The sequence below is a fragment of the Sinorhizobium fredii USDA 205 genome, assembly GCF_001461695.1.
Lineage (GTDB): Bacteria > Pseudomonadota > Alphaproteobacteria > Rhizobiales > Rhizobiaceae > Sinorhizobium > Sinorhizobium fredii.
On the sequence record NZ_AUTC01000156.1, the window covers coordinates 19,933 to 46,215 of the forward strand.

Genomic DNA, 26,283 nt, shown 5'->3' on the forward strand with positions numbered 1-26,283 from the left:
CATGTATGCGCAAATGGTGAAAACCGACGCGGCCCGCGTCAAGTCGCTCGACGACATGGCGCCCGAGGAGCGCGCCTTCCAGGAGCGCATCGATGCCGGGCAGAAGATCGAGCCCAAGGAGTGGATGCCGGAGGGCTACCGCAAGACATTGGTGCGGCAGATCAGCCAGCATGCCCATTCGGAAATTGTCGGCCAGCTCCCGGAAGGCAACTGGATCACCCGCGCGCCGACACTGGAACGCAAGGCGATCCTGCTCGCCAAGGTCCAGGACGAGGCCGGCCACGGACTCTACCTCTATTGCGCTGCCGAGACGCTCGGGATCAGCCGCGACGAGATGTACGAGCAGCTGCACAGCGGCAAGGCGAAATATTCGTCGATTTTCAATTATCCGACACTCTCCTGGGCCGACATCGGCGCCATCGGCTGGCTGGTCGACGGCGCTGCGATCATGAACCAGGTGCCGCTGCAGCGCTGCTCCTACGGGCCCTATGCGCGCGCCATGGTCCGCATCTGCAAGGAGGAGAGCTTCCATCAGCGCCAGGGCTTCGACATCCTCGCGAAGATGGTGAAGGGCACGCCGGCCCAGAGGGCGATGGTGCAGGATGCACTTGACCGCTGGTGGTGGCCGTCGCTGATGATGTTCGGCCCCTCGGACGACGCTTCCATCCATTCGGCCCAGTCTATGGTCTGGAAGATCAAGCAGAACTCGAATGACGAACTCCGCCAGAAGTTCGTCGACCAGACCGTGCCGCAGGCGGAATATCTCGGCCTGACGGTCCCCGACCCGGACCTCAAATGGAACGAGAAGAAGGGCGGCTACGATTTCGGCGAGCCGGACTGGAAGGAGTTCTTCGAGGTGATCGCCGGCAACGGCCTCTGCAATGCCGAACGCCTCGGCGCACGCCGGAAGGCCTGGGACGACGGAGCATGGTTCCGCGACGGACTGACGGTGCACGCCGAGAAGGCCTCGGCCCGCCGCGCCGCAAAAACGGCCGCTGCGGAATAGGCGCAGGAATTTGGGAGCGAGAAACGATGTCCAGCGAATGGCCCCTCTGGGAGGTCTTCATCCGCGGCCAGCATGGCCTCAATCATCGCCACGTCGGCAGCCTGCATGCGCCGGACGCAGAGATGGCGATCAACAACGCGCGTGACGTCTACACCCGTCGCAACGAGGGCGTCAGCATCTGGGTCGTGCGTTCGAGCGACATCACCGCGAGTTCACCCTCCGACAAGGGGCCGCTCTTCGAGCCGTCCAATTCGAAGGTCTACCGCCACCCGACTTTCTTCGACATTCCCGACGAAGTGGGGCACATGTGATGGCGACTGCGATCATAGTGGAAGCGGCCGTCGACCGTGCGGCGCTGTTCGAATTCCTGCTGAGGATGGGCGACAATGCGCTGATCCTCGGCCATCGCCTCTCGGAATGGTGCGGCCATGCACCCGCTCTCGAAGAGGACATTGCCCTTGCCAACACGGCGCTCGACCTCATCGGCCAGACGCAGCTCTGGCTCGGACTTGCTGGCGAGGTCGAGGGCCGTGGCCGCAGCGCGGACGATCTTGCCTATCTCCGCGACGCACGCGAATTCCGTAATCTCCTGCTTACCGAACGGCCGAACGGTGATTACGGCAAGACGATGATGCGCCAGTTCCTGTTCGACGCGTGGCACTATGTCGTCCTGAAGGCGCTGCGCGCTTCGTCAGACGCGCGTATCGCCGAGATCGCCGAGAAGGCGTCGAAGGAAGTGTCCTACCACCTCGAACGCAGCCGCGATCTGGTGATCCGCCTCGGCGATGGAACGGCGGAAAGCCAGGCCCGCATGCAGGAGGCGCTCGACGACCTGTGGCCCTACACCGGCGAAATGTTCGTCAGCGAAACCTCCGACGAGCCGCTTGGCGCGGCCGGTATGGCACCGGAGCCGCAAAGCCTGAAGGCCGAGTGGGATGCGCTGGTCGCCGAAGCGCTTTCGGAGGCGACGCTGAAAAAGCCGGCCGATGGCCATATGCACAAGGGTGGCAAGCGCGGCATCCATACGGAGCATCTCGGCTATATCCTCGCCGAATTGCAGTTCCTGCAGCGCGCCTATCCGGGCGCCACCTGGTAGGGGAGATGACGGTGGTGACTGCGACACGGCCCTCGGTCAAGGAAATCTGGCACTGGCTCGCCGAGGTGCCGGACCCGGAGATCCCTGTTGTCTCGGTCACCGATCTCGGCATCGTCCGGGATGTCGCGTGGGATGGCGACACGCTGGTCGTGACGGTGACGCCGACCTATTCGGGCTGTCCCGCCACGACGGTCATCAACATCGATATCGAACAGGCGCTCAGCGACAAGGGGATAGAAAGCGTTCGGCTCGAACGTCGGCTCTCGCCGGCCTGGACCACGGATTGGATCAGCACCGAGGCGCGCCGGAAGCTCAATGATTATGGCATTGCGCCGCCGATCGACGGCACCGCTGCCGATGGCCGGCTGCTCAAGCGGATCGAGCGCCTCTCCGGCGGCTCGGACTTGACGATTGCCTGTCCCCGCTGCGGCTCCACCCGGACCGAGAAGATCAGCCAGTTCGGCTCGACCCCCTGCAAGGCGAATTATCGCTGCCGCGACTGTCTCGAACCCTTCGACTATTTCAAGTGCATCTGACGCAATGCCAGGAGTGAGGCCGCTTAAATGGCACGATTCCATCCGCTTCAAGTCACCGAGGTCCGGCGCGAAACCCGCGATGCCGTGGTCGTCACGCTTCAGCCGCGCGAGGAGGACCGGGCCGCCTTCGATTTCACGCAGGGGCAATATCTGACCTTCCGCCGCCTGTTCGACGGTGAGGAACTGCGCCGCTCCTATTCGATCTGCACCGGAAAGGACGAAGGCGTGCTGAAGGTCGGCATCAAGCGGGTCGACGGCGGCTGCTTCTCCACCTGGGTCAACGAGGAGCTCAAGCCCGGCGAGACGCTGGAGGCGATGCCGCCGACGGGGGCCTTCTTCACGCCGATCGAGCCGGAGGTGGCAAAACACTATCTCGGCTTTGCCGGCGGCAGCGGCATCACGCCGATCCTGTCGATCATCAAGACGACGCTTGCGCGCGAGCCGCGGGCGCAGTTCACGCTGGTCTATGCCAACCGCCACGTCAGCTCGATCATGTTCCGCGAGGAGCTCGAAGACCTCAAGAACATCTATCTTGGGCGATTTGCGGCACTGCATGTCCTCGAGAGCGAAGCCCAGGATATAGACCTCTTCACCGGACGGATCGACACGCAGAAATGCGAAGCGCTGTTCCGCAGTTGGATCGACCTGAAGTCGGTCGACACCGTCTTCATCTGCGGCCCGGAGCCGATGATGCTGGCGATCGCCGCGGCGCTTCGCGCGCATGGCCTTCGCGACGAGCAGATTAAGTTCGAGCTGTTCGCCTCCTCTCAGCCCGGCCGTGCGCGTCGCAAGGTGGCAAGCGCCGACGGTGCCGACAGGCGCGCAACATGCGAGGCGACCGTCACCCTCGATGGCACGACGCGCATGTTCAGCTTTCCGAAAGAGGGGCAGAGCCTCCTCGAAGCCGCGATCGAAAACAGGATGGATGCCCCCTACGCCTGCAAGGCGGGCGTCTGTTCCACCTGCCGCGCCAAGGTGATCGAGGGCGAGGTGGAGATGGAGACCAACCATGCGCTGGAGGATTACGAGGTTGAGCAGGGTTATGTGCTGACCTGCCAGTGCTATCCGCTGAGCGACCGGATCGTCGTCAGCTACGACCAGTGAGCGGCCGACCGCCGGGAGGAAGCCATGTCCGGTTCAAAGTCCGATTCGATGTTCGACACGATGCCGATCGAGGACTATCTCGCCCAGGGCGGCGTGCTCACCTCGCCGGACAATGTGCCGCCGCGCTATCGCGGCGAGCTTATGCGGCTGATGGCGAGCTTCGTCGACAGCGAACTCGCCGGTTCGGCCGGCTTCGCCGATGTCATCAACGATGCTCCGGGGATCAAGGAGCGCATCGCGGCGGCGCTGATCGTGTTGGAGAAAGCCGATCACGCCGGCAGGGTGCTCGAGATCATGGGCAGCTTCGGGGCCGATACGGCCCGCTATGCGGTCCACCATCCCTGGGCCGCCAGGCTTCCCCGCGATGCCGATATCGGCGCAGAGCGCCGGGGCGGCGATATGCGGCTTTCGGTGCTGCACTACCCGCTCCAAGGTTGGGTCGACGCGGTCGTCATGAACGTGCTGATGGGAAAGGCGGTCGTCATCCAGCTTGGCGAACTGGTGCGCGTCTCCTACCAGCCGCTTGCCGAAGTATTCCGGGCGATCCTGCCGCGCGAGACACGCCACGCCGAGCTCGGGGTCGAGGGGCTGCTGCGCATCGCCGCGTCGGAGGAGGGGCAGCGCGCGGCGCGGCAAGCGGTTTCCTATTGGCGGCCGCGGGTGGCGGCGAGTTTCGGTCTCGCCGGCTCGGCGCGCTACGAGATGCTCGCCCGCCTCGGTCTCCGCCATACGCCCAATGAGACTTTGCTCGCCGAATGGCAGGGCGTGATCGACGCTCAGCTTGCCGCACTGAAATTGAACTGACGGAAGGAAGACGCGATGAACGCAATGGCAGACCGCCCGCGCCGACTCGAAAGCTATGTCGGCGGCGTCTGGACGAGGGGTGCGAAGGACGGCGTGGTCCTGCTCGATGCCGCGACCGGCGCCCCGGTGGCGCTGATCGATTCCACCGGCATCGACTTTGCCGCCGCACTCGCCTATGGCCGCGAAAAGTCCGGCCCGGCGCTCCGTCGCATGTCGTTCCATCAGCGAGCGGCGATGCTGAAGGCGCTTGCCCAGGCGCTGATGGAACGCAAGGACGAGTTCTATGCGCTTTCGACCGCCACCGGCGCCACCCGCACGGATAGCTGGATCGACATCGAAGGCGGCATCGGCACGCTGTTCTCCTATGCCTCGAAGGGCAGGCGCGAGCTGCCGAATAGCCGCGTGCTCGTCGACGGCGAGGTCGAGGCCCTGTCGCGCGACGGTACGTTTTCGGCCCGGCACATCTTGACGCCGCTCGAAGGCGTGGCGGTCCACATCAACGCCTTCAACTTCCCCTGCTGGGGCATGCTCGAGAAGCTCGCGCCGACGCTGCTGGCCGGCATGCCGGCGATCGTGAAACCGGCGAGCCAGACCGCCTACCTCACGGAGCTGATGGTGCGGCGGATGGTGGAGACGGGTTTTTTGCCGGAAGGAGCCGTACAACTCGTCTGCGGCTCCACCGGCGATCTCCTCGATCATGTCGACGGCCAGGACGTCGTCACGTTCACCGGCTCGGCCGTGACCGGGCGCAAGCTGAAGACGCATCCCGCGATCGTCGAGAATTCCGTCCGCTTCACCATGGAGGCCGACAGCCTCAATGCGGCCGTTCTCGGTCTCGACGCGGGTCCCGGAACGGAGGAGTTCGAACTCTTCGTCAAGGAGGTTGCCCGCGAGATGACGGCGAAGGCCGGGCAGAAATGCACCGCCATCCGCCGCGTCATCGCCCCGCGTGCCCATTGCGATGCGCTCATCGCCGCCCTCGGCGAGCGGCTCGGCAAGGTCGCGCTCGGCAACCCGGGCGATGAGCGCGTCAAGATGGGGCCGCTTGCAAGCCTCGGGCAGCGCGAGGAGGTGCGGGCCCGCATCCGTGATCTCGCCGCCGATGCGGAACTCGTCGTCGGCGATCCCTCAAGGCCACTGGTTGTGTCGGGTGACCCGGAAGCGGGCGCCTTCCTCAATCCGGTTCTTCTCTATTGTGACAGACCGGGGGCAGCCCGGGCGGTTCACGATGTCGAGGCTTTCGGTCCGGTCAGCACCGTCATGCCTTACGACACCGCGGACGAGGCGGTCGAGCTCGTGAAGCGCGGCAAGGGCAGCCTCGTCACCTCCGTCTTCACCAACGACTCTCGCATTGCCGAGGAACTGGTGCTCGGCGTCGCACCGTTCCACGGCCGCGTAATGATCGGCAATCGCCTGAGCGCGAAGTCTTCGACCGGGCATGGTTCGCCGCTGCCCGGTCTCGTCCATGGCGGGCCGGGCCGGGCCGGCGGCGGCGAAGAACTTGGGGGCATGCGCGGCGTCAAGCATTACATGCAGCGCACGGCCGTCCAGGGCGCGCCGGCGCTGCTTTCGGCAGTCACCGGCCGCTGGGTCGAGGGCGCCGGGGCGCGGACCGACGGAGAACATCCGTTCCGCAAGTCGCTTGCCGAGCTCCGGATCGGCGACCAGCTGGTGACGGCGACCCGCACGGTGACGCTCGCAGATATCGAGCATTTTGCCAACTTCACCGGCGATACCTTCTACGCCCATATGGACGAGGAAGCCGCACGCGCCAATCCGTTCTTCGACGGACGTGTCGCGCATGGCTATCTGATCGTCTCCTTCGCGGCCGGCCTGTTCGTCGATCCCGCACCGGGGCCGGTGCTGGCCAACTATGGCGTCGACAACCTGCGCTTCCTGACGCCGGTCTATCCCGGCGACACGCTGCAGGTCCGGCTCACCTGCAAGGAGATCAATCCGCGGATCAATGCCGAACATGGCGAGGTGCGCTGGGACTGCCGCGTCACCAACCAGACCGGCGCCACCGTTGCCGAGTACGACGTGCTGACGATGGTCGCGAAGACAAGAGGCTGAAGAGGTTGGCGGAACCCGGCAACGCGGATGCTGATACCCCCTCTGCCCGGCAGGCAGACGGGGCGTCCCTCGCACCGGTTAAGTCCAAGATCAGCGTACCGCCTTGATACCTTCAAGAATCAGTGTCGTGGCGACGTCGGCATATTCGTCGCGGCTGATCGGGCCGTCTGGCCGGAACCACATATAGACCCAGTTCATCATGCCGAAGAGCGACATGGTGACCGGCATCAAGAGCGGCCGATCCTTGTTGAGGTCCGGATTGATGTCGTTGAGAACGCTTGAGAATCGCTTGACGATGCGCCGCTCGATGGCATGGACCTCCGCCATCTGCTCCGGCGAAAGCGCGCTCGTACCGTTCAATTGAACCTTGTGCTGGTCGTCGGCATCGCGGTAGTTTTCGAGGACCTGGCGCACCAGCAGGCGCAACCGCTCCCCGGGAGCCAGCTCGGGTCGGTCGGCAGCTTCAATTGCCGCGTCGAGCTCGGCCAGATGGGTGCGGACGATGTCGAAAATCAGCGCATCCTTGCTCGGATAGTAATGATAGAGCAGGGCCTTGGAGACGTTGCTGTGCGCGGCGATCTGCGCCATCGAGGCCTTTTCCATGCCCATCTCGGCGAAGACCGCGGCGGCGCTCGCCAGAATGCCACGCTGTTTTTCCTCAAAATCGATTGCGCGCGTTCGTGCCATGTTGATCCTGCTAACTCTGTACCTGTTCAATTCCACGAATAAGGGAGGACCGTAAAGTCCTCCCGCAAAGAACGTCCAAGACCGTCCGTCCGGCGCTCATTCCTTCGGCCGGTTGTCGACCACCCGTTTCGCCTTTCCCTCCGAGCGGGCAACGCCGCCCGGATCATGTATCGTGATCGTCGTGCTGACGCCGACGACGCTCTTGATATGGTGGGCGAGTTCCTTTGCCGACCCCGCTCGGGCCGCTTCATCGGCTGCTTCCAATGTGCATTCGACATGGACCGTCATGTCGTCCATGCGCCCGGAGCGGGTCAGCTCGATCTGGAAATGCGGCGCCAGGCCGCTGCATTTGAGGATCTGCTCCTCGATCTGGGTCGGGAAGACGTTGACGCCGCGCAGGATCATCATGTCGTCCGAGCGGCCGGTAATCTTCTCGAGGCGACGCATCGAGCGCGCCGTGCCGGGGAGAAGCCTCGTCAGGTCGCGGGTGCGGTAGCGGATCATCGGCAGACCTTCCTTGGTGAGGGTCGTGAAGACCAGTTCGCCCATCTCGCCGTCGGGCAGGACTTCGCCGGTCTCCGGATCGATGATTTCCGGGTAGAAGTGGTCCTCCCAGACATGCAGCCCATCTTTCGTTTCGACGCATTCATTGGCGACGCCCGGCCCGATCACCTCCGAAAGTCCGTAGATATCGACCGCATGCATGTCGAAGGCCTGCTCGATCTCCTCGCGCATGGCGTTGGTCCAGGGTTCGGCGCCGAAGATGCCGACGGCCAGCGAGCTGTGGCGCGGGTCCTTTCCCTGGCGACGGAATTCGTCGAGGATGGAGAGCATGTAGGACGGGGTGACCATGATGATGCGCGGCTTGAAGTCGGCGATCAGCGTCACCTGCCGTTCGGTCATGCCGCCGGAGATCGGCACGACGGTGCAGCCGAGCCTTTCGGCGCCATAATGCGCTCCGAGCCCGCCGGTGAAGAGGCCATAGCCATAGGACACGTGGACGATGTCGCCCGGCCTGCCGCCGGAGGCGCGGATGGAGCGGGCAACGACCGTCGCCCAGGTATCGACATCGTTCAGCGTATAGCCGACGACGGTCGGCTTGCCGGTGGTCCCCGACGAGGCATGAATGCGGCAGATCTTCTCGCGCGGAACGGCGAACATGCCGAAGGGATAGGTGTCGCGCAGATCCTGCTTGGTGGTGAACGGAAATTTCGAAAGATCGGCGAGCGTCTTCAGGTCGGACGGATGCACGCCGGCGTCATCGAAGCGGGCGCGGTAGAAGGGCGAGTTCTCATAGGCATGGTTGAGCGACCACTTCATGCGCTGCAGCTGGAGCGAGGCGATCTCGTCGCGCGATGCGGTTTCGATCGGCTCGAGATCGCCGCGACGGGGCGAGAGGTCTTCCATCAAATATCTCCTCCGGTTTTGGGCACTGCCCCCTCTGGCAGGCCAGAGGGGGTTTTCGATCATTCGATGTCTGACTGAGGGATCTCCTCCAGCGGCACGTGGTTGCCCTTGACCGTCCGCGAATGGCCGCGGAACTCGGCGATAGGTTCGCCGCGCTGGTTGGTGACGCGGATATCGTAGATGCCGCCGCGGCCGCGCCGCGAGATCTCGCGGGCGTTGGCCGTCAGCCGGTCGCCCTCGAAGGCGGGGGCGATGTAGGTGATCGAGCAGTGCTGGGCGACGGCGCGTTGGTTGTAGCTGTTGCAGGCGAAGGCAAAGGCGGAATCGGCGAGGGTAAAGATGTAGCCGCCATGGCAAGTGCCATGGCCATTGGTCATCTCTGGCGCGATCGTCATCGACAGGGTCGCCTCGCCCGGTGCGATCCGATCAAGCGCCATGCCAAGCCGCTGGGACGCTTGGTCGTCGTCCCACATGACACGGGCACAGGCATCGGCCAGTTCATCGGCGGTCAACCTTGCGGAGTCCATCATCGGCCCTTGAACTCCGGTTTGCGCTTCTCCAGGAAAGCCGCCACGCCCTCGGCATAGTCGGCACTGCAGCCGGCTTCGCGCTGCAGGTCGCGTTCGAGGTCGAGTTGTTCGTCGAGGGAATTGGTGGCGGCCGCGTGGATCGCCCGCTTCGTCAGCCCGAGCCCTTTGGTCGGCCCGGCAGCGAGCCGTGCCGCAAGAGCGGTCGCCTCGTCCATCAGCGCCGCATCGTCGACGGTGCGCCAGATCAAGCCCCAGCTTGCCGCCGTCTCCGCGTCGAGCGGTTCCGCGGTCAGCGCCAATGCCTTGGCGCGGGCTTCGCCGATGAGCCGCGACAGGCTCCATGTTCCGCCGGAATCGGGCACCAGGCCGATCTTCGCGAAGGCCTGGATGAAACGGGCCGAGCGGGCCGCAAGCGTGATGTCGCAGGCGAAGGCGATGTTGGCGCCGGCGCCCGCGGCAACGCCGTTGACGGCGCAGACGACCGGTTTCTCCAGGCTGCGGATCAGCCGCAGCAGCGGATTGTAGAAAGTCTCGATCGTATGGCCGAGGTCGGGCGTGCCACCATTGCGGGGGTCGCGATCGCCGAGGTCCTGGCCGGCGCAGAAACCGCGCCCGGCGCCCGTCAACAAAACGGCGCGGACGTTTTCGTCCGCATGGGCGCGTTCGAGGCCGGCGCGCAGCGCGCGATGCATTTCCTCGTTGAAGGCGTTCAGCTTGTCGGGACGGTTGAGCGTCAGGCGCAGCACGCCGTCTGCAAGCGCCGACAGGACGGTGTCGGATTCGGACATGTTCCCTCCCTGCCGCCAGATCGAGCCGCGGCCGCAAAAAACCCTTGCATAAACCGACCGGTCAGTCAATGATAAATGCGACTGCGGGGGAGGGCTGGCATGAGCGAGCGATAAGATCGGCAGCGCTCGGTAGCCTCCCGGCTACCGGATTTGCCTGTCCGAGAGGGTAAAGACTTGGCCGGGCGGGCCATCTTGGGAGGGATGCTGATATGATCCGAGTAGTCGATCGGGGAATCCGAACATGACCGTCAGCATCGAACAGCGTGGCGAGGTTGCCGTCGTCACCATCGACAATCCGCCCGTCAATGCGCTGTCGCAGGCCGTGCGCCAGGGTCTTCTCGACGCGGTCGAGGCACTCGACGCCGAGGCGTCGGTGAAGGCGGTGGTGCTGACGTGCGCCGGGCGCACCTTCATCGCCGGGGCCGATGTCGGCGAATTCGGCAAGCCGCCGATGCCGCCGCATCTGCCCGATCTCGTCGCGCGGATCGAGCGGGCGAGAAAGCCCTGGGTGGCGGCGATCCATGGCAGCGCGCTCGGCGGCGGTTTCGAAGTGGCGCTCGGCTGCCGCTTTCGCGTCGCGGTTGCCTCGGCAAGCGTCGGACTGCCGGAGGTCCGCCTCGGCCTCGTGCCGGGCGCCGGCGGAACGGTCCGCCTGCCGCGGCTCGCCGGAGTCGAGACGGCGGTCGACATGGTCACCACGGGAGCGCCGATCGGCGCGCGCACGGCCTGTGAGGCTGGACTGGTCGACGCAGTGATCGAGGACGATCTCGTCGCCGGCGCCGTGGCCTTCGCACGCACTGTTCGCGATCGGCCCCTGCCGGACGCGCTTCGCGATCGCCCCGTCGCGGCACCGCCCGCGGGCTTCTGGGAGGCGGCGGCAAAGACGACCGCTGCCCGTGCAAAACGGGAGGAGGCGCCGCTTAGGGCGCTTGCCTGCGTGCGTCGCGCGGCCGAGACGGACTTCGAAACGGCGATCGCCTTCGAGCGCGAAACCTTCCTGGCGCTGCGCGGCTCAGCGCAGGCCGCCGCCCTTCGCCATGTGTTCTTCGCCGAGCGGGCGGCGACGCGTCCGCCGGAGCTTGCCGGGATAACGCCACGCACGATCCGTTCGGCGGCGGTGATCGGCGGCGGCACGATGGGCGCCGGCATTGCCGCGGCGCTCAGCGATGCCGGTCTGCCGGTCGTTCTGGTCGAGCGCGATGATGGCGCGGTCGAACGCGGCCTTGCCAATCTGCGCGCCATCTTCGACGGTGCGGCAAAGCGCGGCCGCATTTCCATTGAGGTGGCTGCCGAGCGGATGGCGGGCGTCATCGGCACGACGGATTACGCGGCACTCGCCGACGTCGATCTGGTCGTCGAAGCCGTCTTCGAGGATCTGGACGTGAAGCGGGACGTCTTTCGACGGCTCGCCACGGTCTGCCGTGCCGATACCGTGCTGGCAACGAACACCTCGTATCTCGACCCGGAGCGGATCGCGGAGGGCATCAGCCGGCCGGACCGCTTCCTGGGCTTGCATTTCTTCAGCCCGGCACAGGTGATGAAGCTGTTGGAAATCGTACCGACGAAGGCGACCGCGCCGGAGGTGGTCGCGGCCGGCTTCGGGCTCGCGCGGACGCTCAACAAGATTCCGGTGCGCGCCGGCATTTGCGACGGCTTCATCGGCAACCGCATCCTCAAGGTGACCCGGGCTCAGGCCGAGCGGCTGTTGCTCTCGGGCGCCACGCCTGCGGCCGTCGATTCCGCCATGCGCGCTTTCGGTCTGCCGATGGGACCGTTCGAGGCGCAGGACCTCGGCGGGCTCGACATCGCGGCGTTCCAGCGCAAGGCGGCTCGCGCGCGCGGCGAGACGTCCTTCGCGCCGATCGCCGATCGCCTCTCAGCGGCCGAGCGCTTCGGGCAGAAGAGCGGCGGTGGCTGGTATGATTACGAGCCCGGCGACCGGACGCCGCGGCCTTCGGATTTTGTCGCGGCGATCATCGCCGAAGAGGCGAAGGACTGGCCTCGGCTGGAGTGGCATGAGGACGCCATCGCCGACTGCATCCTTTGGCCGATGGTCAACGAGGGGGCAAGAATCCTTGCGGACGGCACGGCGCTCCGGGCGTCCGATATCGACCTCGTGAAAATCCACGGCTACGGTTTTCCGCGCTGGCGCGGCGGGCCGATGCACTATGCGCAGGCCCATGGCCTCGATAAGGTCGTCGACGCGCTGGGCGCGCTTGCGAACGAGGGGCTGGCCGATCCGCCTTGCGACCTGCTGCTCGAGGCCGCGCGGCACGGCGGCTTCGCCGACGCCTCGCTCTGAGGCGCCAAGACCGTGCGGGTGGTCCGGGAGAAAGGCCGGCATGACCCGGAAGCGGGAGTTTCGGCTACACGCTCTCGGGAGTGATGATCTCGAAGGGAACGACGCGTTGCAGGATCGTGGTGCTGTTGCGGTGTTCCAACGAGGCGACCATCGTCGCGATCAATTCGTCCGAAGTTTGGTCAAGGGGATGGCAGAGAGCCGCCGTGATCAGCCCTTCAGTCAATCCCTTGCGGGTTTCCGGGCCAATGTCGCGACAGACGATCCTTACCTTTTTTCGCTTTTCCTCCGGAGCTTCGCGCAGGGCGCGCAAAACGCCCGAGATGCCGCCCCCCGCAATATAGATACCTCTGAGATCATCCAGCCCCGAGAGCAACTCGGTCACGATCCGGTAGGCTTCTTGCGGCTCCTCGTGCGTCGGACGGCTGTCGTCCATCTTCAGATGCGGCGCGTGCTCTCGTATGTAGGACCGGAAGCTTGCGTCTGAAATGTCCTGAACTGATAGCGGTGATTTCCGATGAAGACCGCCACACGACCGGGGGTACAGGTCGTCTGCGCGAGAAACCATGCTGCGGTCCGGCCGAGCTTCCAGTTGTCTGTGCCGACATAACCCGCCCTGTCCGGCGCGGATTGATCCGTGACGTAAGCAACGACGGGCTTGCCCCGGACTCTGAGGGAATGGATCGTCTGGCTTATCAGCGGGTGGTCGCCGGCGATGATGGCAACCGCGTCGCACCGCCTGCCGAGCACCTCCAGGCGATCGGCGATATTCTGGGGCTCGAGAAGATCGACGAAATCCACCAAGGGCTCGATCTTCTCATGCTGCCTTCTGGCGGCCGCCTCGATGATCTTGGCGCCGAACAGCCGGTACAGTTCGCGTGTCGACTGTTGAAGGAGAAAGCCGAAGCGGTAGCTCGGCAGCGCGCGCCTCTTTCGGTCCTCGATGACGCCGAGCCCGTAAAATCCGATCTCTTCCGCCGCATTCTGCACTCTCTCGATTGTGTCGGCGCGGACCGAGCCCGAACCGCCGAGGATCCGGTTGACCGTCGAGATGCTGACGCCGGACGCCTCGGCGAGATCGGCAATGGTCGGTCGTTTCTTCATGATACTTTTCACACCAAAATCGAATGAAATTAAATGATACAAAAATTTCCAAATAGTGCAACAAGTATTCCAACCAGGTGAGCCGTTTGATACAAACATTCCAGCGGGCCGAGTGCCTTCTTGAGGAGATGTTATCTCGACCGCAACTCTAGGGAGGAATACAGATGAGTTTTACGAAACGTGCTCTGTGCGGGCTCTTGACGGGCGTTGCTCTGGTCATGGGCGTGTCTTCGGCCATGGCTGACGGAGCTAACATCTTCGTTGTAGGCGGCAAGCCGGACGATCCATTCTGGTCGATCGTGAAGCGCGGTGCCGAGGATGCCGGCAAGGTCGTGGAGGCGCAGGGCGGATCGGTAACCTGGCTCGGGCCGCAGAACTACGACAACCTCGGGGTCGATGCGGCTGAACTGATCCGTCAGGCCATCGACCAGGGCGCCGACGCGATTGTTGGCCCGGACTGGGTGCCGGAGGCCATGGATCCGGCATTCAAGCAGGTCGTCGATGCCGGTATTCCGCTGGTCATCTACAACGCCGGCGGCATTGAAGCTGCCGACCGCCTGGGCGCGATGAACTATGTCGGGTCCAACGACTACCTGTCCGGCAAGGCAGCGGGCACCTACTTCGCCAAGAAGGACCTGAAAAACGCCGTCTGCCTCAACACGCTACCCGGCGCGGCGAACATCGAAGCCTTCTGCAAAGGCATGATCGACGGGGTCACCGAAGGTGGCGGCGTCGCCTCGGCTCTGCCGCTGCCGGCAACCTCCTTCGGCTCGGCGACGGCCGTGGCGCAGGCCCTGAAAGCGCACCTGCTGCAGAACCCGGACATCAAGGCCGTCTTCGCCATTGGCAACGTCGACACAAACTCGGCGGTCAACGGTGTGACGCAGGCCGGCAAGCAGGGCCAGGTCCATGTTTGCGGCATGAACATGGACGAAACGATCCTGAACAACATCAAGAGCGGCACCCAGCTCTGCGCGATCGACCAGCAGGGTTACCTGCAGGGCTATCTGGCGGTCTCGATCCTGAACGGCAAAGTCAACTACGGCCTTACGGTACCAACCCGGGAAATCCTGACCGGTCCCGGCGTGATCGACAAATCGAACGTCGATGCCACCCTGGAGGGCGTGAAGGCAGGCGCCCGCTAAGCCTCGGCTGAACCTCGCGGAAGCTGCCTGTCGTCCAGGCAGGCAGCTTCCAGTCTTCCAATAGCGTCGGCCGTCACCGGTCCTTCGGCTTCATTGGTGGTATTCAAATGAACACGACAAACAGTGTCCATGCCTCGTCGGTTCCTTCGGGTGGCCAGAATATTAAAGCGACCATCGGTCAGCTTTCCCGTCGGCCCGAAGCCGGGTCGCTCCTCGGCTTGATCGCGGTGTTCGTCTTCTTCGCCCTGGTGGGCGGCCAGGCCTTCCTCTCTTCCGCCGGTTATGCGAGCTGGCTCAACGTCGCCGCCGAGATCGGCATCGTCGCACTTCCAATTGGGCTCTTGATGATCGCGGGAGAAATGGACCTGTCGATCGGCGCGGTGATTCCGGCGTCATCCCTGACGGTCGCCATCATCTCCGGCCACTACGGCCTTCCCGAGATCGTCGGGATTTCCGCCGGTCTGGGCGTCGGGCTTTTCGTCGGATTTCTTAATGGCTACATGGTCAATCGGACCGGGGTGCCCTCCTTGATCGTCACCATCGGCTCGATGTTCGCCGTCATGGGCCTGACGCTGGGCTTCACCGTGCTCATCGCCGGCAGCACCGGCGTGTCGCTCGTGCCGAGCCCTACCGTCAAGGCGATCCTCGGCGATTTTGTCGGCGGCATGTTTCAAGTGACGATCTTCTGGTGGCTCCTGTTCGTGGCCGCGTTCTTCTACCTGCTGCACGTTTTGCCCGTGGGCAACTGGATCTTCGCCCTCGGCGGCGACAAGGTCTCGGCCCGCAACGCCGGTATTCCGACGGCCAAATTGACCGTCGCGCTCTACATGCTGTCGGGCTTCTCTGCTGCCTTCGTCGGCGTCAGCCAGGTGCTCGTCTACCAAAGTGCGCAGGTGCTCGCGGGGCAATCGTTCATCTTCAATTCGATCATGTGCGTGGTCATTGGCGGTGTGCTTCTGACCGGCGGCGCCGGGTCGGTGGTGGGCATTGTCCTCGGTACGCTCACCTTCGCGATCGTCAACCAGGGCATCTATTTCACCGGCATCGACCCGAACCTTGGCAGCATCATTATCGGTGCGCTCCTGCTGCTCGCCGTGATGATGAACGACAAGTTCCGGCTGATGGCGATGTCCTACGCAGCGAAGAAGAAGTGAGGGCGGAGAAATGAATAGTTTTTCCATTGGACAATTTGTACGCCGCCCGGAATTCGGGGCCGTGTTGAGCTTCGTCGCGGTAATCGCCTTCTATGTAGTCTTCGGTGGCGTGAGCCTGGGCTCGCTCTTCGGCGCTGCAAGCTGGGTCAATTTCGCGGCCAATCTCGGTATCGTCGCCTTGCCCGTCGGCCTGCTGATGATCGCTGGCGAACTTGACATCTCGATCGGCGCGATGATCCCGGCGGGCTCGATGTCGATCGCCATCCTGTCGGGCTATTACGACTTGCCGATCGTGATCGGCATGCTCGGGGCGCTCACCTTCGGCGTTCTGGTGGGGTTGATGAACGGTTTCCTGGCGGTGCGCACGAGCGTGCCCTCGCTGATCATCACGCTGGGCACCTTGGTTGCGGTGCAGGGTCTCGTCCTGGCGGGATCCGTCCTTCTCACCGGGGGCGCCTCGGTTCCGCTCGACGCGCCGGCCTGGGCCAAAGTGATCTTTGGCCAACTCATCAACGGCAAATTCCAGGTGATCATCCTGTGGTGGTTCGCGCTGACGGTGGTCTTCGGTTTCGTTCTCCACGCGACGCGCTACGGCAACTGGATCTTCGCGATGGGAGGAGACGAGGTCAGCGCCCGCAATGCGGGGATCCCGACCAAGCGGCTCAAGATCGGCCTCTTTGTTCTGTCGAGCACGGCCGCTTCCTTCGTCGGAATGTGCGGGGCGATCCTGTTCAACTCGGCGCAGGTCTCGGGCGGCATGAACTACATCTTCAACACGATCGTCTCGATTGTCGTGGGCGGGGTGCTGCTCACCGGCGGCTTCGGTTCGGTTGCCGGGATATTCCTCGGCGCGCTGACCTTCGCTGTCGTCAGCCAGGGCATCTATTTCACCGACATCGACCGCAACTGGTCCAACCTCATTATCGGCGTGATGCTCATGGCCGCCGTCCTGATGAACAATACCTTCCGGCAGATGGCGCTGAGCTTCGTGCCGAAGAGAAAGAAGTGAGTGTTCACCATGTCTGACAATACTCCGATCCTTGAACTGCAAAACGTCGACAAGAGCTTCGGTCCGATCGATGTGCTGCATGGCATCTCGCTGAAGGTCCGTGCCGGCGAGGTGCTCTGCCTGCTCGGCGACAACGGCGCCGGCAAGTCGACGCTCATCAAGACGCTTGCCGGGGTACACAAGCCGACGCGCGGCACCATTCTGATGGACGGCCAGCCCGTCGAATTCAGCGGGCCGCGCGAGGCGCAGGAAAAGGGCATCTCGACGGTGCATCAATTCGGCGGCACCTTTCCGCTGATGTCGATCGGCCGCTCCTTCTTCGTCGGCGTCGAACCGACCAAGGGCTGGGGACCGTTCAAGGTCTATGACCGCAAGACGGCCAACGAGATTGCCGTCAGGGCCGTGCAGAACTTCGGCATCACCCGCATCGACGACGGTGATCGTCTTGTCGGAGGGCTCTCCGGCGGCGAACGCCAGTCGCTTGCGATTGCCCGAGCCGTGCACTTTGGCGCCCGTGTGCTGATCCTTGACGAGCCGACCGCTGCACTCGGCGTGAAGCAGGCGGCGCATGTGCTCAGGATCGTCAACGAGGCGAAGCGGCGCGGTCTGGCGGTGATCTTCATCACCCATCAGGTCATGCACGCGATGGCGGTGGGTGATCACTTCGCCGTGCTCATCCGCGGGGCGATCGCCGCTGATTTCCGCAGGGGCGAAAAGACCCGTGAGGAGATTACCGACCTGATGGCGGGCGGGGAAACCATGGCGGGCCTCGAGGCTCAAATCGAAACCTACATGGCAAGCCACGAGGGGCAGCCGCCGCCAGCCCAGTAATCGCTGACGGCACCACAAACGAAGTCGCGCAACGCCGGCTTCGACAGCACCTGAAAGGGCCGCCGTCGGAGGAGGGAGAATTGCGTCCGGAATCTGGAGGTCAAAATGAAGATTGCACTCGACCCGTTCATGCATCGGCATCTCTCGCTTGAGAAGTTGCCCAGCAAGGTCAAGGAACTCGGCTACGATTGGATCGAGCTTTCGCCTCGCGGCGATTTCCTCGAATGGTTCAAGGCGCCGCGCGTTTTCCCCAATCGGGTGAAGTCGTTCAAGAAGGCGCTTTCCGACGCCAATGTCGGCATCGCCTCGCTGCTCCCCATGTATCGCTGGGCCTCAAATGACGAGGCCGAGCGGCAGGCGGCGGTGAAACACTGGAAACGGGCCATCGAGATCGCCGTCGAACTGGGCGTCGACACGATGAACTCGGAGTTCGGTCGCGGTCCGCACCCCGACAAGGGCTCATGCTACTGCTGCCACACCGGCTCGATGATCGAGGCCTGCGAAGACGCCTGGTGGCGCTCGATGGAGGAACTGGTGCCGGTCTTCGAGAAGGAAGGCATCAACCTGCATGTCGAGCCCCATCCTGAAGATTGGTGCGAGACGCTGCAGCCGGCCCTCGACATCATCCGCACCGTGAATTCGAAGAACGTCAAGTTCCTCTACTGCGCGCCGCATACCTTCTACTTCGGTGACGACACCAAGGCGATGCTGCGCGAGGCCGCCGATGTGCTCGCCCACGTTCACGTAGGCGACACCTTCAACCACAAAGCCTCTTCAGGCCTGCGCTATATTCTCAACCCCCCGGGTACGCAGGCGCGCGTGCATCAGCATCTGAATATCGGGCAGGGGGAAGTTCCCTGGGATGACTTCTTCGCCACGCTGGCCGAAGTGGGCTTCGACGGCATCATGACCGCCTGCGTCTTCGCCTGGGAAGACAAGGCGGATCATTCCGGCACCTTCATGCGTACCGAGATGCAGCGCTACATCGACAAGTACTGGGGGGCGAAATGACCCTTAGAGTCGGTGTCATCGGCACGGGCATGATCGGTCAGGACCACATCCGCCGCCTGACCCAGGTGCTCTCGGCCGTCGAAGTCGTCGCGGTGAGCGATATCGACGGGGCTCGCGCTGCCGCGGTTGCGCCTGAAGGAGCCACGGTCTTCGCTACGGCGGGCGATCTGATCCGGTCGGAGACGGTCGAGGCGGTGGTGATCTGCTCCTGGGGTCCCGCCCATGAGGAGCAGCTTCTCGACTGCATCGCCGCCGGCAAGCCGGTCTTCTGCGAAAAGCCGCTGGTCACCACCGCGGCCGCAGCGCTCAGGGTGATGGAGGCCGAGGTGGCGTTCGGCCGACGCCTGGTCCAGGTGGGCTTCATGCGCCGCTTCGACGTCGACTATCGCCGCCTCAAGGCGACGCTGGGCACCGGCATGCTCGGTGCGCCGCTGATGTTCCACTCGACCCACCGCAATGCATCCGTTCCCGAGGGACTCTACACCTCGGATATGCCGCTCAACGACACGCTCGTCCATGACGCCGACATTTCGCGCTGGCTTCTGAACGACGAGGTAACCGGGGTCGAGGTCCGCGTGCCTCGGCGCTCGCGTCGCGGCAGCGACCTGCGCGATCCGGTGGTGGTGCTTCTGCATATGGGCTCCGGGGCGCTGGTCGATGTCGAGATCTCGGTAAACATCGCGTACGGCTACGATATTCGCGGCGAGGTGAGTTGCGAGGAGGGCACGGCAAGCCTGCCGCTTCGTCCGGCAACCGTCATCCGCGACATCCATGGGGTGCGCCAGCTGGTACCCGTGGATTGGCGTGAACGCTTCATCGAGGCCTATGACCAGGAGTTCCGCGAGTGGATAGCCGCGGCGGGGCAGGGGACGGCGACCGGCCCCTCCACCTGGGACGGCTATGCGGCCACGCTGGTCGCGGATGCGGCGCTGCGCGCGGCGGAAAGCGGCGCACTCGAGCCGGTCCGCATGAGCCAGCGTCCTTCGCTCTACGGCACGACATTGGAGGCGGCCCGGTAGCTCACGTTTCCGGTCACTCCCCGACAGTCAAAAGACAACATGCCTGAAAGGTTCAAGCAATGCTGAATGGAGAACGACTTATCGAACGCCCGCTGCGCTGGGGCATGGTCGGCGGCGGCCGCACCGGCCAGGTGGGCTACAAGCACCGCACCGGGGCGCTGCGTGACGGCACCTATCGACTGGTGTGCGGCGCCTTCGACCTCGACGCCGAGCGGGGCCGGGATTTCGGCGTGAAACTCGGCGTCGAGGCAGACCGCTGCTATGCCGACTACAAGGAACTGATCGCCAGGGAAACGGCGCGTGAGGACGGCGTCGAAGTCGTCTCGATCGCCACGCCGAACTTCACCCATTACGAGATCACCAAGGCCTGCCTCGAGGCGGGGCTGCACGTCATCTGCGAAAAGCCGCTCTTCTTCACCGTCGCCGAATGCGAGGAGATCGAAAAGCTCGCCAATGAGAAGGGCCTGATCGTCGGCGTCACCTACGGCTTTACCGGTCATCCGCTGGTTCATCAGATGGCGGCCATGGTGAAGAAGGGCATGCTCGGCGATATCCGCATCGTCGACATGCAATATACCCATGGCTTCAACTCGGGCGACGATGTCGGCGCCGGCGAGGCGGTGAAGTGGCGCACCAATCCCAAGACCGCCGGCCCGACCTTCGTTCTCGGCGATATCGGCACGCATCTCTACTACCTGTCCGAGATCGTCCTGCCGCATATGAAGATCGACAAGCTGCTCTGCGACCGCAAGGCGTTCATCCCGACGCGCGCGCCGCTGGAAGACCATGCCACGGTGCTCATGCACTACGACAACGGCGCGCGGGGGCGTCTGTGGGTTTCTTCGGTGAACGCCGGCAACATGGGAAGCCAGCGCTACCGTTTCGTCGGTTCGAAGGCCTCCGTCGAATGGACCGACAGCCATCCCGATCAGTTGATCTACGAAGTGCAGGGTGAGCCGAACCGCACGCTGCATCACGGCATGCCCTATCTCGAGGAAGAAAGCCTTGCGGTCGACCGCATGGGTGCGCTGCATACCGAAGGTCTCGGCGACAGCTGGTCGAACATCTACCTGTGGATCGCCCAGGCGATCGACGCGAAGAACCGCGGCGATGAAGCCTTCCTGAAGACGCACCACTATCCGGGCATAAAGGCCGGCACTGAAGGCGTACGCTGGTTGGAAAACTGCGTCCGTTCGGCCGACGCAGGTTCCGCCTGGGTCGACTTCGAGTGACCCGGCAGGGGCGCGCCGTCTTCCTCCCGACTCCTCCCGCGGCGCGCCCCGCACTCTCTTCTCAACGAAAGATGAACCAATGAGACTTTCTATCTGCACTGATGTGATGGGCGACCTGTCTTTCACGGACATGCTCGACAAATGCGTCAAGCTCGGCGTCGAAGGCATCGAAATGACCGGTGGCGGCTGGTCCCGCGCGCCGCATTTCCGGGCCGACGAGTTGCTGGCCGACAAGGCGCTCTTAAGGACCAAGCTCAAGGAAATCGAAGCGCGCGGGCTGAAGATCGCGGCGCTCAATTGCTCGGCCAACCCACTGGATCCGGGTGCAATGGGCAAGCGTCACCGCAAGGAAATGGAGCAAACGATCCGCCTCGCTGGCGAAATCGGCATCAAAACCATCGTGACGATGTCCGGCCTGCCGGAAGCAGCACCCGGCGACATGGTGCCGAACTGGCTCGTCTATACCAAGAGCTGGCCCGACGAGATGCCTGAGCGCGACCGTTACCAATGGGAAGAGCGTGCGTTTCCGCTGTGGCACGACCTGGTGAAGCTCGCCAAGGAGGCCGGCGTCGAAAAATACGCGCTGGAAAACTTCTCGGCCATGCTCGTCTGGAATCCCGAGACGCTTTTCCGCCTGCGCAACGAGGTGGGCCCGATGGTCGGCATGAACCTCGATCCCTCGCATCTGATGTGGATGGGCGCCGATCCGATCGCGTCTGCTCGGGCGCTCGGCAACGCGATCCACCATTGCCACGGCAAGGACACCCGTATCGAGCGGGGCCTTGCGGATGTGAACGGCCTTCTCGAATTGAAGGAGGTCACCGACGTCGCCAATCGCAGCTGGAACTATGTCGCCGTCGGCGCGGGCCGTGATCTGCAGTGGTGGAAGGAGTTCTTCTCGGTCGTCCGCATGTGCGGCTACAACGGCTGGGTCAGCCTCGAGATGGAAGATTTCACCATGTCGACGGAGGCCGGTATCCAGTCCTCCATCGACGCGCTCCAGGCAACGATCAGCCGCTGAGAGCCTCTGGCACGGGCAGGCGACTGCCCGTGCCACCGTCCTGGCGCCGCGCAACGAGCGTGGCTAGGGCGGCTAGATCGCTATCGAACGGAACGGGATTGCTGAACAGCGGGCTCCGGCGAGCCCGCGGGCGGGACTGGGCGTTCCTTGAAACGCATTTTGAGGACAGGGTATGACCAAATCATTGGACGTTATCACGATCGGGCGCGCGGGGGTTGACCTCTATGGGGCGCAGGTCGGAGGACGCCTCGAGGATATGGGATCCTTCGAGAAGTATATCGGCGGCAGCCCCACCAACATCGCCTGCGGGACGGCGCGTCTGGGCCTCAAGTCGGCGCTCATCACCCGGGTCGGCGACGAACATATGGGGCGGTTCATCCGCGAGGAGCTTCAGCGGCACGGAGTCGAGACGCGCGGTGTTGCGACCGATCCCGAGCGGCTGACAGCACTCGTCGTCCTCGGCATCCGCGACGAGGAGCGCTTTCCGCTCATTTTCTACCGCGAGAATTGCGCCGACATGGCGCTCTCAGAAGAGGACATCGACGAGGAGTTCATTGCGTCGGCACGCTCCGTGCTGGTGACCGGCACCCATTTGTCGCACGCGCGCACCGAGGCCGCCGTCATCAAGGCGCTTACCCTTGCCCGCAAGCACGGGGCAAAGACCGCGCTCGATATCGACTACCGCCCGAACCTCTGGGGCGTCGCAGGGCATAATGACGGCGAGAGCCGGTTCGTCGAGAGCCAGGCGGTGACGGCGAAGCTGCAGGCCACGCTGCATTTTTTCGACCTGATCGTCGGAACAGAGGAAGAGTTTCACATTGCAGGCGGGACGACCGACACGGTCGACGCATTGCGCGCCGTTCGCGCTGTCTCGGCGGCCACACTCGTCTGCAAGCGCGGTGCGAAGGGCGCCGTCGCCTTCGAGGGGCCGATCCCGGACAGCCTCGACGACGGCCTCTCCGGCGAGGGCTTCCCCGTCGAGGTTTTCAATGTGCTGGGAGCAGGCGACGGCTTCTTTTCGGGGCTCCTGAAAGGCTGGCTCGACGGTAAGGACTGGTCCACTGCGCTCAAATACGCGAACGCCTGCGGGGCCTTCGCGGTGTCGCGCCACGGCTGCACGCCGGCCTATCCGTCGCTTGAAGAACTGAACTTCTTCCTGAAGCGCGGCATGGTGCGGGCTGATCTCAGGAACGACGCTGAACTGGAACAGGTTCATTGGTCAACCAACAGGCATGGCGACTGGCCGGAAATGCGGGTCTTCGCCTTCGACCACCGGATGCAACTCGAGTCGCTGGCAGGCTACACGCCCTCCAAGGGCGGAGCGTTCAAGGAGCTCTGCCTCGATGCGGCGCTCCGCGTCCAGAACGGCCGCCCCGGCTACGGCATCCTCTGCGACGACCGGATCGGGCGGCGTGCGCTGCATGCCGCCTCCGGCACAGGCCTCTGGATCGGCCGACCCTGCGAATGGCCCGGCTCGCGGCCCCTGACGCTCGAGCCGGCGCTTGGCCCCGATTGCGGCGGGCTCTCCGAATGGGCGCGCGAGAACGTGGTCAAGGTGCTGTGTTTCTGCCATCCCGACGACGACGCGGCATTGTGGGCGACGCAGCTGGCGGAGGTGAGGCGGCTCTTTACCGCCGCGCGTCGCAACAAGCTGGAATTCCTGCTGGAAATCATTCCCTCCAAGGTGGGGCCTGTCGCATCCGACACCGTCGCCACGCTGATCCAGCGCTTTTACGCAGAAGACATCTATCCCGACTGGTGGAAACTGGAGCCGATGGAAGAGGCAAGCGCCTGGGCGAGCGTCTGCGCCGCCATCGAGGAACACGACCCCTACACGCGCGGCATCGTCGTCCTGGGTCTCGACGCGCCGGAAACGGTGCTCAAGGCGAGTTTCGAGGTCGCGGCGCGCTTCCCGCTCGTCAAGGGCTTCGCAGTCGGTCGCACGATTTTCGGCTCGGTCGCACGTGACTGGTTCGAGGGACGGCAGAGCGACGAGGGTGCAGTAGAAGAGATGGTTGCCAGATACGCGCGTCTTTGCGCGATCTGGGACGAGGCGCGGACATCCGCGCAGGAGGAAGCAGCATGACCATCAAGACGATCCGGCTGACGGCTGCGCAAGCCATGGTCAAATGGCTCTCGGTGCAAATGACCGAGGAGGGCGAACGCTTCATCGACGGCGTCTGGGCGATCTTCGGCCATGGCAATGTGGCCGGGATCGGCGAAGCGCTGCACGGCATCGGCGACGCGCTGCCGACCTGGCGTGGGCAGAACGAGCAGACGATGGCCCATGCCGCGATCGCCTATGCGAAGACATTGAAGCGCACGCGCGCCCAGGCCGTGACCTCCTCCATCGGCCCCGGCGCCACGAACATGGTGACCGCCTGCACGCTGGCCCATGTGAACCGGCTGCCGGTGCTCTTCATTCCGGGGGACGTGTTCGCCAACCGCCGCCCCGATCCGGTGCTGCAGCAGGTGGAGGACTTCGGCGACGCGACGGTCAGCGCGAACGACTGCTTCCGCCCGGTCTCGGCCTATTTCGACCGGATCATGCGGCCCGAACATCTCTTGACCTGCCTGCCGCGGGCGCTCGCGACGATGACCGATCCGGCCATTTGCGGCCCGGTCACGCTCGCCTTCTGCCAGGACGTGCAGGCCGAGGCCTATGACTATCCGGAGGCATTCTTCGAGCCGAGGGTCTGGCGCATCCGCCGCCCCGAGCCCGATCCGCGCGAGGTCGCGGACCTCGCCGAAGTGATCCGCGAATCGAAACGCCCGGTGATCATCTCGGGTGGCGGGGTGATCTATTCTCAGGCCGAGGCGGATCTCGTCGCCTTTGCCGAGGCGCACAACATTCCGTTCGTCGAGACGCAGGCGGGAAAGGGAGCGAATAGTTGGGACCACCCGCTGAACTTCGGCTCACCCGGGGTGACGGGCTCGGCCTCGGCCAATGCGCTCTGCGCCGACGCCGACCTGGTGATCGGCGTGGGAACCCGCTTCCAGGATTTTACCACCGGCAGCTGGGCGCTCTTCCGCAACGCCGCCCGCCGGCTCGTGTCGATCAACCTTGCCGGCTATGACGCGACGAAGCACGGGGCTCTGCCCTGTGTGGGCGATGCCAAAGTCACGCTCGGGCAGCTGAGCGCGGCGCTCGGTGAGCACCGCGCGCCAGCTTTCGACGCGCAAAGCCGTCTTGATTGGCATGCGGCGGTTACACGCGTGACGGCGGCGCCGGAGGCAGACGGAGTGGGCAATCTGCCGTCGGACGTGCAGGTGATCGGCGCGGTGCAGCGGGTGGCAACCGAAAACACAGTGGTCATGTGCGCGGCCGGCACGATGCCCGGCGCGCTGCAGGTGCTCTGGCAGGCGGCCGCGGGTGGCTACCACATGGAATACGGCTATTCCTGCATGGGCTACGAGGTGGCGGGGGCCATGGGCATCAAGCTCGCCCGCCCGGACAAGGAGGTGATCTGCTTTGTCGGCGACGGCTCCTATATGATGGCGAATTCGGAGCTTGCCACTGCCGTGATGCGACGCGTGCCGTTCACCGTCGTGCTCACCGACAACCGCGGCTACGGTTGCATCAACCGGCTCCAGATCGAATGCGGCGGGGCCGAGTTCAACAACATGTACAAGGATTCCAACGTCGAAGTGCAGCCGGAGATCGACTTCGTCGCTCATGCTGCGGCAATGGGTGCGCATGCCGAGAAGGTGGGCTCGATTGCCGAGCTCGAGGCGCGGATCGTCGTGGCGCGTGGGCGGAAAATCCCGAGCGTCATCGTCATCGACACGGACGCCGTACCGGGCACCGGTGCGGGCGGCCACTGGTGGGACGTCGCCGTTCCCCAAGCCGGCGGACCTGAGCGGCTTGAACGCGCCCGCGCGCACTACAATCAGAATGCTGCCGAGCAGCGGACGTTCGATTGAGGAAGAGCGATATGGTCGATCTGTGTTGCACGGAGGCAATGTCCTGGCCCTCATAGAACCCATCGGATTTTCAACTTCGTCGCTCAAGGACAAGGCCGAGCTTGTCGAGGCAATCGAAGCGGTAGGCGGTCCAGCGAAATTCAAGCTGGTGCATGACACATTCCAGGATGCGATTGCCGGCGGGGGCCCGATCTTCCCCGACTACACGGCGCTCGTGCATATCTCGGGAATCTCCGACCCGCTTCCGCCGCTGGACGAGCGGCTTGATGCACACCGCATTCTCGTCGATGAACGGGATCGCTGCGACACGTTAACCCAGATCGAAGCCTTTCTCGACGCCGGATACGGAGGTGCATTCTCCTTCGAATGCACCGCTTCGACCGTTCAAGAAAGTTCCACGCTGGCAGAGGATATCGCCCGCTCGTTCGAGTATATCGAGGCTCGGTCGGCTCTCGCCTAGAGCGTTTCATTGCTTGACTGAATCTGATGGGATTCCCTGCAGG

23 protein-coding genes and 1 pseudogene are annotated in these 26,283 nt (G+C 64.2%); 19 read left to right on the plus strand and 5 right to left on the minus strand.

Features of this window, described 5'->3' with window-relative positions; all coding sequences use genetic code 11:
• Position 1 precedes the first annotated feature (1 nt).
• The 7 genes from paaA to paaZ are packed head-to-tail and all read left to right on the plus strand — an operon-like array spanning position 2 to position 6,619.
• Positions 2 to 1,006: a 1,2-phenylacetyl-CoA epoxidase subunit PaaA gene (gene paaA / locus N181_RS21900; RefSeq protein ID WP_014329399.1), complete on the plus strand. Its 1,005-nt coding sequence runs from the start codon at positions 2 to 4 to the stop codon at positions 1,004 to 1,006.
• Between the two features lie 26 nt (positions 1,007 to 1,032).
• A complete protein-coding gene (paaB, locus tag N181_RS21905; protein WP_014329398.1) occupies positions 1,033 to 1,317 on the plus strand; it encodes a 1,2-phenylacetyl-CoA epoxidase subunit PaaB in 285 nt (94 codons plus the stop codon).
• Positions 1,317 to 2,102, plus strand: coding sequence for a 1,2-phenylacetyl-CoA epoxidase subunit PaaC (paaC, locus tag N181_RS21910; RefSeq protein ID WP_014329397.1), 786 nt, complete (start codon positions 1,317 to 1,319; stop codon positions 2,100 to 2,102). The genes paaB and paaC overlap by 1 nt, the downstream gene beginning before the upstream one ends.
• An 11-nt stretch (positions 2,103 to 2,113) precedes the next feature.
• Positions 2,114 to 2,638, plus strand: coding sequence for a 1,2-phenylacetyl-CoA epoxidase subunit PaaD (gene paaD, locus N181_RS21915; protein WP_014329396.1), 525 nt, complete (start codon positions 2,114 to 2,116; stop codon positions 2,636 to 2,638).
• Between the two features lie 27 nt (positions 2,639 to 2,665).
• Complete coding sequence (gene paaE, locus N181_RS21920) at positions 2,666 to 3,742, plus strand: 1,2-phenylacetyl-CoA epoxidase subunit PaaE (RefSeq protein WP_014329395.1); 1,077 nt, start codon at positions 2,666 to 2,668, stop codon at positions 3,740 to 3,742.
• A gap of 48 nt (positions 3,743 to 3,790) precedes the next feature.
• Positions 3,791 to 4,546 (plus strand): Phenylacetic acid catabolic protein, encoded by a 756-nt coding sequence (locus N181_RS21925; protein WP_037429335.1) that lies wholly within the window; start codon positions 3,791 to 3,793, stop codon positions 4,544 to 4,546.
• A gap of 15 nt (positions 4,547 to 4,561) precedes the next feature.
• Complete coding sequence (paaZ, locus tag N181_RS21930) at positions 4,562 to 6,619, plus strand: phenylacetic acid degradation bifunctional protein PaaZ (RefSeq protein ID WP_037399720.1); 2,058 nt, start codon at positions 4,562 to 4,564, stop codon at positions 6,617 to 6,619.
• A 90-nt stretch (positions 6,620 to 6,709) separates the two neighbouring features.
• Here the strand turns inward: paaZ and N181_RS21935 are convergent, their stop codons facing one another.
• From N181_RS21935 to paaG, 4 genes are all read right to left on the minus strand, one after another.
• Positions 6,710 to 7,306: a TetR/AcrR family transcriptional regulator gene (locus N181_RS21935; RefSeq protein ID WP_014329392.1), complete on the minus strand. Its 597-nt coding sequence runs from the start codon at positions 7,304 to 7,306 to the stop codon at positions 6,710 to 6,712.
• Between the two features lie 96 nt (positions 7,307 to 7,402).
• A complete protein-coding gene (paaK, locus tag N181_RS21940) occupies positions 7,403 to 8,713 on the minus strand; it encodes a phenylacetate--CoA ligase PaaK (RefSeq protein ID WP_014329391.1) in 1,311 nt (436 codons plus the stop codon).
• A gap of 59 nt (positions 8,714 to 8,772) precedes the next feature.
• Positions 8,773 to 9,243 carry a hydroxyphenylacetyl-CoA thioesterase PaaI gene (gene paaI, locus N181_RS21945; protein ID WP_014329390.1) on the minus strand — a complete coding sequence of 157 codons (471 nt, stop codon included), beginning with the start codon at positions 9,241 to 9,243 and terminating at the stop codon, positions 8,773 to 8,775.
• Positions 9,240 to 10,031, minus strand: coding sequence for a 2-(1,2-epoxy-1,2-dihydrophenyl)acetyl-CoA isomerase PaaG (gene paaG / locus N181_RS21950; protein ID WP_014329389.1), 792 nt, complete (start codon positions 10,029 to 10,031; stop codon positions 9,240 to 9,242). The genes paaI and paaG overlap by 4 nt, the downstream gene beginning before the upstream one ends.
• Positions 10,032 to 10,272: 241 nt before the next feature.
• On the opposite strand from paaG, the gene N181_RS21955 reads away from it, so the two are divergent.
• Positions 10,273 to 12,333, plus strand: a complete 2,061-nt coding sequence (locus N181_RS21955; RefSeq protein ID WP_037399723.1) for a 3-hydroxyacyl-CoA dehydrogenase NAD-binding domain-containing protein — start codon at positions 10,273 to 10,275, stop codon at positions 12,331 to 12,333.
• A gap of 64 nt (positions 12,334 to 12,397) precedes the next feature.
• Here the strand turns inward: N181_RS21955 and N181_RS32180 are convergent.
• A pseudogene (locus N181_RS32180) lies at positions 12,398 to 13,434 on the minus strand (LacI family DNA-binding transcriptional regulator).
• A 164-nt stretch (positions 13,435 to 13,598) separates the two neighbouring features.
• Here N181_RS32180 and N181_RS21970 point away from each other — a divergent pair.
• From N181_RS21970 to N181_RS22020, 11 genes are all read left to right on the plus strand, one after another.
• Positions 13,599 to 14,579 (plus strand): sugar ABC transporter substrate-binding protein, encoded by a 981-nt coding sequence (locus N181_RS21970; protein WP_037399730.1) that lies wholly within the window; start codon positions 13,599 to 13,601, stop codon positions 14,577 to 14,579.
• Between the two features lie 107 nt (positions 14,580 to 14,686).
• Entirely contained in the window at positions 14,687 to 15,733 is a 1,047-nt protein-coding gene (locus N181_RS21975) for an ABC transporter permease (RefSeq protein WP_080577720.1), read from the plus strand.
• Positions 15,734 to 15,743: 10 nt separating this feature from the next.
• Positions 15,744 to 16,742, plus strand: coding sequence for an ABC transporter permease (locus N181_RS21980; RefSeq protein WP_037399732.1), 999 nt, complete (start codon positions 15,744 to 15,746; stop codon positions 16,740 to 16,742).
• Positions 16,743 to 16,751: 9 nt separating this feature from the next.
• Positions 16,752 to 17,573: an ATP-binding cassette domain-containing protein gene (locus tag N181_RS21985; protein WP_037399752.1), complete on the plus strand. Its 822-nt coding sequence runs from the start codon at positions 16,752 to 16,754 to the stop codon at positions 17,571 to 17,573.
• A gap of 105 nt (positions 17,574 to 17,678) precedes the next feature.
• Positions 17,679 to 18,584, plus strand: coding sequence for a sugar phosphate isomerase/epimerase family protein (locus tag N181_RS21990; RefSeq protein ID WP_037399734.1), 906 nt, complete (start codon positions 17,679 to 17,681; stop codon positions 18,582 to 18,584).
• The gene (locus N181_RS21995) at positions 18,581 to 19,603 is read left to right on the plus strand and encodes a Gfo/Idh/MocA family oxidoreductase (RefSeq protein WP_037399736.1); all 1,023 of its coding nucleotides are present in this window, start codon (positions 18,581 to 18,583) and stop codon (positions 19,601 to 19,603) included. Before N181_RS21990 ends, N181_RS21995 begins: the two co-directional genes overlap by 4 nt.
• 59 nt (positions 19,604 to 19,662) lie before the next feature.
• On the plus strand, positions 19,663 to 20,835 hold the full coding sequence (locus tag N181_RS22000; protein ID WP_037399738.1) for a Gfo/Idh/MocA family protein: 1,173 nt from the start codon (positions 19,663 to 19,665) through the stop codon (positions 20,833 to 20,835).
• 79 nt (positions 20,836 to 20,914) lie between these two features.
• Entirely contained in the window at positions 20,915 to 21,856 is a 942-nt protein-coding gene (locus N181_RS22005; protein ID WP_037399741.1) for a sugar phosphate isomerase/epimerase family protein, read from the plus strand.
• A 172-nt stretch (positions 21,857 to 22,028) separates the two neighbouring features.
• On the plus strand, positions 22,029 to 23,942 hold the full coding sequence (locus N181_RS22010; protein ID WP_014329378.1) for a bifunctional 5-dehydro-2-deoxygluconokinase/5-dehydro-2-deoxyphosphogluconate aldolase: 1,914 nt from the start codon (positions 22,029 to 22,031) through the stop codon (positions 23,940 to 23,942).
• A complete protein-coding gene (gene iolD, locus N181_RS22015; RefSeq protein ID WP_014329377.1) occupies positions 23,939 to 25,780 on the plus strand; it encodes a 3D-(3,5/4)-trihydroxycyclohexane-1,2-dione acylhydrolase (decyclizing) in 1,842 nt (613 codons plus the stop codon). The genes N181_RS22010 and iolD overlap by 4 nt, the downstream gene beginning before the upstream one ends.
• A gap of 25 nt (positions 25,781 to 25,805) precedes the next feature.
• Positions 25,806 to 26,240 (plus strand): hypothetical protein, encoded by a 435-nt coding sequence (locus N181_RS22020; RefSeq protein WP_192936360.1) that lies wholly within the window; start codon positions 25,806 to 25,808, stop codon positions 26,238 to 26,240.
• The last annotated feature ends 43 nt before the right edge of the window (positions 26,241 to 26,283 follow it).